The sequence below is a fragment of the Alistipes sp. ZOR0009 genome, assembly GCF_000798815.1.
GTDB lineage: Bacteria > Bacteroidota > Bacteroidia > Bacteroidales > ZOR0009 > Acetobacteroides.
Window position 1 is genome coordinate 1 of the sequence record NZ_JTLD01000056.1, and the last position, 8,962, is coordinate 8,962.

The window sequence follows — 8,962 nt, forward strand, 5'->3', positions numbered from 1 at the left end:
CTTCGTTTCTTTTCATCCTTGAAAAGAAATGATGAAAAAGGAATAATATTTAGGTTAGCAGCCCTTTATACACCAATGTTTCCCTTGCCGCTCGCCGTAGCCAACATCAGCACACGAGGCTAGGTGAAGTCTAAGACTTCGAACAGCCCAAGTAGCGGTCCATCCAAAAGTAGCAAAAAAGCAAAGCGCAGCCGTTGATAAGAGCATCTGCATTCTGCTATTTTCTTCCCGCTACTTTTTTGGCGCAAAAAAGTAACACAAAAAACAGGGCGAAAATTAACTCGCACCGTCGGCTTATAGGTGCTTAGATTTTTGGAGAACGGTAGCAGAACGATTGCGGTTTACGATTTTGGTTACGGTCGACCTGCCGAGCGTTGCTCAAACAAATATTTTCGCCGTTGGCTGTGTGGCTAGCGCCACGGGTGTTGACGGATGGGAGCTTCGTGCGTTTATATAGGGTAACAGTCGAATTAAAGTTTAGCGAATAAGGTAGGCTCACGGGTTATGAAAAATGGCTTGTGAAAGATTTTAAGCAAACCTACCAGCCCGACGGCGGCAATGGTAGGCTTGGGAATATCGACCCTTTTTGTATCCCCATCGACCAAAAAAGTATCGGCATCGACCCTTTTTGCATCGGCAACCACCGAAAAAGCATCGGCATCGATACTTTTTGTATCTCCGCTCGCCATAGTCTACATCAGCGCACGAGGCTGAGCGAAGTCTAAAACTTCGACCTTGCTAAGTAGCGGTCTGCAGACCGCAATCAAAAGTAACAAAAAAGCAAAGCGCAGCTGTTAGGCGCTGCGCTTTGGCTGTGCAAGCTTACCGTTTAAATGCAGGCAAAGCCTGCCAACATAGCCCGACGGCGGCACAGCCGACCGCCGAACGTGCGCTGATGGTAGCCACTGCTTAATTAAGGTGGATGCGTTTGCCGTGGTGTCGGCTAAGCCGGAGTATGGGGCAATCATCAACCAGATAAACGAGGTTATTGAGGCCAAGCGCACCCTGCTCTTTGCCCGCACCACCCGTGCTGCCAACGATAGGAAGGACAACGAATCGAAATCGTAGCTCCTGCAACCATAAAAGCAAGGGCCGTGCATTGCTGCACGGCCCTTGCTTTTTGTATTTCTTGTGGAAGGAATTGCTAAAATAGCGTTGGCTTAACCCTATCTCTCCTGCCTAACGGGCAAGGCCGATTGGCGAACGGGCGGTGATGAGGGCTTGGGTTTACAGAAGCACTAAATCTGTATATCCAGCTCCTTAAACTTATCAACGAGTAGCCGCAACTTTTCCTGCTGCTCTTCGTTCTTTACGATCATATGCCCATTCTCCAGCGCATACAGGAATTCGTTATCCAGTACTGGAATCTTGGTGCTGCCTGCAAAGAAGTCATCTCCCAGCCCAAAGCGAGGTGCAAAGTAACTTACCCAACCTCCCGTTATCATTGGTGGGTCGAAAAGGCGGATTAGCATGGGTCTTAGCGCACCATAATCGGCCTTTAGCTCCTCTATGGCAATGGTGAGCAGCTGCTGATACCAGCCAAAATCTCTTGTAAAGCCTTTTGGTAAAGTAATCAGCAGCAGGTCAAACTTTCCACCCAAACCATAACAAAAGCGTACCTCCTCCAGCGGCTTACCTATGGTTGATATGTATTTATCTACTCCATAATGATCCTCGAAGTAGATATCATGCTTCACCCCCGGGTACATCTTGTTCAGGTAGTAGCGGTGCTCCTTGTAAAGGATGGTAGCCAGCTCTAGATTCGTAAGGGTAAGGTTGGGGAACGTGAGCGGCAGATCGTTCTTCTTACCCGTGTAAACCATCGTCTCGAACAGGGGGTCGAGCAGGGCAGCCCTTGCCTGTATCCGGTTAATGATGGAGGCCGCCTCGAAGTAGGAGGTCTTTTTAGGACTCTTCTTCACCTTTATTTCATATCTCGCTATTCTTTCTTCCATACGCTATGGCGCTTTTACGGTAATTGTTATGCCTTTAAGGTCTCTAGAATTTAGCAGGTTCTCTATTCCCCGCTTACCATAGTCTGCAACAGCGGAAGGAGCTGGGCGAAGTCTGTGACTTCGACCTTGCTAAGTAGCGGTTGGCTACGCCGAGCTCGCGCAAAGCGCTCGGCTCCTAACCGCACAATCAACCGTTAAATGTAGCAAAAAAGTAAAGCGCGGCCGTGGGTGGCTGCGCTTTTATGCGGTGTGGGCGGTTTGGCGTTTAATTGCGGTCAAAGACCGCTACTTAAGTTCGACATAGTCGCAGACTATGCCGAGCTCCGTTCTTTTGGTATACTCTACGGCGAACGAGGGGCTTTCCCATTACTTACGAACGGCATAGCTGTTTTGCGATAATTATTCCATTTCAAAAATATGCAATGTTCTATCGGCACAATGCACGTAAAGCCTGTTTTCGCAAGCTTTTATGTCCATTACAACTGGGTTTACGGGGTAGTCAATATCCATCGTTGCATGCCACTCCAGCTTTTCCGTTTCTAAATTCAATACGCCTACCTGAGCCCCCCGCTCTTGGGCAAAGTACAGGTAAGGATAGCGCACCTCGTAAATTGTTGGTGATAGCTTGAACTCTATTGTTGTATACCCGAGACTTTCCGCACCAAGAAACTCTTCAATGCTTTCGTCTAAAACAGCTAGCTCTTCCGACAGGTCTATTCTTCGAATTTGGTAGCTTTCAGGATTTAAAATGGATACTGTTTTTCCATACAACGCATATATTCTATCCTCCTGCAACCGGATATAGCCCATAAATTCGGAGGTGCGGAATAGCTCATACCCCGTTTCTATATCCAATACGATGGTGGCACGCTTATCCTCATTGTCGTATAGGTATATAAACAGCTTGTCCTTGTAGGATATTATCTCTCCTGTTTGGGTTACATCTTTATTATTCAGCAAACTTCCAGTATTTAATTGCCAAATAATTTCATTTTTATCAATATGATATAGTAGCAATACATCATCACGAAATGAAACAAATGAATTCGCACTAATAATGAACCTAGGACTTATAGAAGTACTATTATTTATATTGCTCTTAATACCATACAACAAGGAGTATACACTGTATGATACATGTTCATTAATAAAATCAATAATCCTAATTAGCAAATCAGTTTCATTAATTTGTAGTTCAACATAGGTGTCTTGGATGTCAAATAAAAATTTCTTAGTGCTGCTATCCCAATAGAATTTTTCATTAATCAAAAATCCGTTATTAAGTTTTGAAACTGTTTCGCATTCAAATTCGTCAAAAATAACTTTTGTATTATCGAAATAACTACACAGATGCTTGTTTTGGTTTAAGAAATAAAGAACATATTTATAGTCAAATAATACTTTCCATACATTCCTTACTATTTTACTCTGATTTAAATCCATAATTATTGAAAAATTAAATTAAACACAATATCGTTTCTCAGATTATTTATAAATCTGTCCACATAATTTAATTCCGTAATAAAATCATCTTTTGCTAATAGGGACCGAACTTTTTCATAGCCTAATTTTTTTAACACCTCCCTACCTTCAGAAGAACCCAAATATTCCATTACCTTTTCTTTTGTCAGCTTCTGCCCTTTGATACGCCATTGTAGGTTTTTCAGGTTGGTAATGTTGTTCAAATCTCTGTTTACAAACTCATCTAAGAACAAGCCTTTGGGAATGTCTCCCGATTCGTACCACTTGTATTCAATCAGCAAGTCGTCTGCCCCAGATTTTTTCACTACAATATCAATAAATCCATCTTCACCACTAAATTTTGCTACTCTGACTTCTCTGTTAACCGTTTTACTGGCAAAGGTAGCAGCATCTTTTTGGATATCCTCCAATATCCAGAAAATGGCCTGCTTGTTGGTTTTTGAATTTTTTGTAAAAGTAGAAAAGAACTTGCTGAAATCAGGACAAGAAACGTTATTCTTCGCTGTAAATGAGATGAAGCCATCCATATTATTCAGAATTTCAGCATATCCTACCTTCACACCCTCTTCGCCCCAGCCCCAGCCTGCAATCTTGCCAACCATATCATCTGTAAGCCCCATTTTGCTGAAAGACGCATTCTTCTTAAGCTTCATAAATGCCTCTAAGGCTTCAGGGCTCTTTGCTAGCACAGAATGGTACTTACGAATGTTCTTCCACGCATCAACCCCTCCATCTGCGTTAAGCGCATCGTACAGCTTAGCATCAGCATTTTTGAGGTCTACCATTATAGCCCCCTTCAGGTCGTCGTCAAGGGTGTTGACACCTTCCTTCAACGCCTTATACCTAGTCTGCTCAAGCATATCCATAGCGCAGCTGTTGTGCACCAGCACGCCAGGTTCGCCCACAAAGTAGTTGAGGTTATCAGCTACGGTAAAGTTGTAAACGGTTGCAAGGGTATCCTTACGGGCTACAGATTGTAGAATAACGGCGCTTCCGTTGGCTGCCTTAAGCGTGTCGCCCACATGCAGGGTGGCCGCCTCGCGGTAGCTGCCGCCAACGTAGAATGGGTGGTTAGGGGTGGCCTCAACCGTTTGCCCAGTACTTAGCCCAAGCAGCAGCAGCCCCTTTACCACATGGCGCTTGATGTTGAAAATTCGCTTCAGCTCGGTTTTGCCAGTTTGGTGGTTGTACGATAGCACCTGATCGGCGTCGGTTATGGAAGCAATAGGTACTGCACCATGGGCGGTTTGCACTGGGGTGGTAGCGGTAAAGCAGCCATACTCTTTCACTAAATCGTCCAGTGTTTTTGTTGCCGGCTCTATTTTTGCTACTTGCTCTACTTCATCGGCAAAACTTGCAATAGATTTAGCACCAGCTCCATATTTTTGGGTAAGATTTTTCACCAACACTGCTCCTTTTGCTCCGGCCCAAGTACCTACCGAAACAACTATAGGAATTGTCATGGCGGTTAGCTGCCCATATCTCCAGTATTTTGTAGGAACATCGTCCTTTACATAGTACTTCCACAAAAACTTAGAGGTACTCCCTACCTTTTTTGCCACCTCGGAGGTAATCCTTAATTCAGGTGGAGTTAACTTAGTTAACAACTCGTCAAAGTTATCATCATCATGCTTTTCGCTACTATGATATAGAGAAGAGATATCTTTAAAATAGCCAATGTAGCTATCGTATACTAGTGTTGCACTACCTTTCCCAAGTTGAATTAATCCAGTAACGATGTCTTCAATATTCAGTATGCTACCAAATTCGAATACCATCCCTGCCACATACTGTTCTCCTTTAGTTCTATTTTGAGAAGACTCTTCGCCAAACGAGCATTTGAGAACAGCAAGCATTCCTTGATAAATCGTAGTTCCAACTTCTAAAAGAATCTTGTCTAATGTTGATCCTGTGGTGTATATTTTGGAGCTATGCAACTTCTGAATGGCTTGAGCGACAAGTTCCCGTTGGCAATCTCCATTTACGGCAAGGGTAGACAACCATTCAGGTTGTTCAAAATCGAGCTGTACCTGAATGCTTTTGGTTGCATCATCGTAAATGACCTGTCCAGATGTTCCTTCAGGTTCTTTCTTTTTTAAATCGGCAGCATTTTTTGCATTAGGATTGCTACTATTAATAATATACAGCTTACAGTTATGTCCGAGTGCTTTGGATAAGTCTTCTAGTTTTACCTGAAGTTTTTTCAATTCTTCGCCAGTTAGGAAACTTACCCCTTTGCTGTTAGCTGAATAATCAACAACGTGAGAAAGTTTTTGGCTCTGCTGCTCTTCGCATGTTGAGCAAGGAAGATTTCGGGACGTCTTTATTAAAGATATGCAACTACCACTTATTACTTCGTCTCTTACGGTCCATCCTCCATATGTTCCTTTTAATTGATACTTATACTCCTCAATAGTTACCGTCTGCTTATTGCTAGCACTTTGAATATTGTATCCTCGTTTTATGGTTATAACAGTACCTTCTTTGAAGGAGTTTTTGAAAGGATAATGCTGCTTGTTTTTATTCACATAGCCGGCAAACTTAACTTGGTCTGCCCCCCACAGCTGTTCTGGAATATCTATACGATACTTCACTCCTCCTACTACAAATTCCTTCAGCGAGCCTCTTGGACAACTAATGTTATCTTCAACAAAGCACACTTTAGCATCAACCGGCAAACCAATTGGTTCCCCATTAGGTGCTAAGTAGTAAACAAGAGATTTAGTCGCCCCCAAATCCTCCTCGTCGGCGCCAAAGTTATTATGAGGCACGGGGTGGTGGATATGCTCCCACTGCCAGCGGAATAGCTCGCCGGTTTTGGAGTAGCCCATTAGGTTTTTAGTGTAGGTGTCGTACCCCGGCTCAAGCCACACGTGCTGCAGCTGAAAGGCGCCGTGGCCCAGCTCGTGGGCAATGGTCCAAGCCAGCTCGGAGGCACCCATCCCTGCGCTGCGCACAAAGCCAAAGGGCTTGCCGTAGGGCATGTAGCCATCGAAGGGGGCATTCTCGTCCTCGCCGTTCATGGGGAGCGATACGAGGAATAGGTAGTACACGTTGCTGGTTCCGAGCTTACGGTAGGTTTCGCTTTTGGTAAATGCGCTTCTTATAGATCGCATTCCTGCCGAGTAGCAGCTCATTAGGCTTTTATCCACCTTAAGGGCGTCGCTCACCCCTTCGGGCATGGGGAGCTTAGGCACATCGGTAACCGACACCTCTACACCTGCCTGCCGGTAGATGCGGGCAACCTCCGTTGCAACCTGGGCTGTATGAGCAGAGCCGACATCGCCAACTGGCACCAGTACCACCCTTAGGCTTTTCTTGGCATAGGCATCTATGCTCAGACGTCCAACGGCGTAGGTGCTGTCCCCCTTTTTCATCCAAGCGGTAAGCTCCTGCCGGCTGGCATCTGCACCTCCCATTACCGTAAGGTCTAGCCGATCTTTTTGGGTAGAAGGCGAGGCTGTATAGCGCATTCCGGTAGAAGTTACAAAGCTTAAATCCTTTAGATCGGAGCTAGCGGCATCGCCTTTAAGGCTAACCGAAACCACATCGGTGCTGCCTGCAGCAACCATCTTAGCCGGAACCATTTTCTTACTTCCGCCTACGGTAATCTCGTCGTACTTCTCCTTCCACACCTGCCCGCCTAGCCCGTTAGGGTCGTCGAATCCGTAGCGCTGATTGGTGGCTGCCTCGAAGGCTACCAGCAAGTCGGCGCCACTTAAAACCTGAGGTTTGGCACTTGGCACGCCGCCGCCGCTACCGGTAGCACCACCAGCCGCCTTACCATCGTACATTCCGAGGCTAGTAACGGCACCAGCATCGGATACCGAATAAACCTTACCGCCCGAATCGGCAATAATTATAGGTTTCCCCTCGAATGGTACAATGGTCTCCTGTCCGTCGGCCAAGGTCACCGTTATTTGTTTGTTAGCCGTATCCACCTTTATGGAGGTGGCATCCTTTATTTCCCCATCTATCTTTTTGGTGTCTTCGCTTGCCAGCAAGTCGCCCTTTTTCTCTAAGGTATTGGCGAGCTTTTGATTTTGCTCCTGCAGGCTTTTACTGATAAACTTTTCGATCCCCACAGTGTCGGCAACAAGGCTACCCGAAAGCAGCTCGTACTTCTGGTTTAGGGCAATACCACTAAACTTAAACATAATCTTGCGGCCACCAAAAAACGGGATCGCAGAGGTGGCTTTCCCAGTAAAGGTACCATCACCCTTTGCCTCCTCAACAACAAAAGGAACTCGGTTGGCCGTAAATATATCCCCAACAACGAGCGATGCGAGCTTAGGCGAGTTTGGATCGGGCTTGTAGCTTTCGGTTGGGCCACATTTTGCCTCTGGAATTTTTTGAGTTCTAAATTTTACGACGGGACCAGCCTCTCCGTATTCGGCACCAGTACGAGCAATTCCACGTATGTCGTACTCGGTATCGGGGGTAAGCTGCGATAGGGTTAGCATCTCGTCGTCGGCCTCAATGCTCTGCCACTCGCTGGCACCTGTTTTACGGTACTCCACCTTCATCCCATCTGGAGCATCCAGAGAAGAAACATTTTTCCACGTTACTTCTGCCGCATAGGGAGAGCTTACGCGGGGCTCTATCTCGAAGGTTTTCTTCAGATACTCAACGGCATCTTGCCCGTAGGTGAATGTTCTAACTGGCGAGAATCCATTGTTGGAAAAGAGGGACACTTCACGCCCATTCATATCTTGGGCTAGAGCCTGTATACGCCATGCGTAGCGCTTTCCGCGCGTAAGCTGAGCATTCATGGTGCTGTATGCAAAAGTAGGCATCAGCAGCTCCTGCTCGTAAAGAGGTTCGGAGGAGAGTACCTCCGACTCGGGGGCTCGGTTAAGATCCTGCAGCTCGTACAGTAAAAAGCGATATTTAGTAGGATTCAACCCCGGAAAATTCTGAGCTACCGTCCACGAAAAGAGCTGCGGCAATGCGTAAACTACGGCATTGGGCTGAGGCTGAATTAAAGTTGGAGGGGCACTTTGCTGTACCCAAACAATACACCTTGCCTCATTGCTTATTCGCACCTGTGGTCTGGTAGGATCGTATGCCCATACCAATATTTCGTACGATCCGGGACTTAAAGCCCCGCGACGTTCAAACTCATCCCTATTTGCCCCATTATAGGTTATCCCATCCTGAAATATCGGAGCAAACACCTGCTCTCCAAGCATTACAGGGGTACCGTAATGCAGCATTAAAGGATCGCCCAAATAGTCGGATCGGCGCTCTATTGTTGCGTTATTCCCTTTTATACGAACACCTATCCCAACCTCTAAAGTAGGCTGGTAACGATCGAGTAGCACAATGGAGCCCTTTAATCCATTGGCTTCGTAAAGAGAATGGATAGATCCGGGTAAAGATCCGGGAGCAGTTAAGTTTACTTGAATGGGGTAAAGCTGGGCCCAAACATTTGTCACCACAAGCAACAACCAAACCGCAATTAATACCTTTTTTATAGTACGGTACATCAGATGTATTGTATTATATCGTCTTACTTTTTTTCT

5 protein-coding genes are annotated in these 8,962 nt (G+C 45.8%); 1 reads left to right on the forward strand and 4 read right to left on the reverse strand.

Annotated elements, in window-relative coordinates; genetic code table 11:
* Positions 1-470: 470 nt before the first annotated feature.
* Positions 471-689, reverse strand: coding sequence for a hypothetical protein (locus tag L990_RS14665; RefSeq protein WP_047450923.1), 219 nt, complete (start codon positions 687-689; stop codon positions 471-473).
* 229 nt (positions 690-918) lie between these two features.
* Between L990_RS14665 and L990_RS20085 the strand changes: the two genes are divergently transcribed.
* Positions 919-1,068: a hypothetical protein gene (locus L990_RS20085; RefSeq protein WP_156121615.1), complete on the forward strand. Its 150-nt coding sequence runs from the start codon at positions 919-921 to the stop codon at positions 1,066-1,068.
* Between the two features lie 170 nt (positions 1,069-1,238).
* Here the strand turns inward: L990_RS20085 and L990_RS14670 are convergent, their stop codons facing one another.
* From L990_RS14670 to L990_RS14680, 3 genes are all read right to left on the reverse strand, one after another.
* Positions 1,239-1,955: a hypothetical protein gene (locus L990_RS14670; protein ID WP_047450925.1), complete on the reverse strand. Its 717-nt coding sequence runs from the start codon at positions 1,953-1,955 to the stop codon at positions 1,239-1,241.
* A 399-nt stretch (positions 1,956-2,354) separates the two neighbouring features.
* Positions 2,355-2,915, reverse strand: a complete 561-nt coding sequence (locus tag L990_RS20090; protein WP_156121617.1) for a hypothetical protein — start codon at positions 2,913-2,915, stop codon at positions 2,355-2,357.
* 485 nt (positions 2,916-3,400) lie between these two features.
* Complete coding sequence (locus L990_RS14680; RefSeq protein WP_047450929.1) at positions 3,401-8,926, reverse strand: polymorphic toxin-type HINT domain-containing protein; 5,526 nt, start codon at positions 8,924-8,926, stop codon at positions 3,401-3,403.
* Positions 8,927-8,962: the final 36 nt, after the last annotated feature.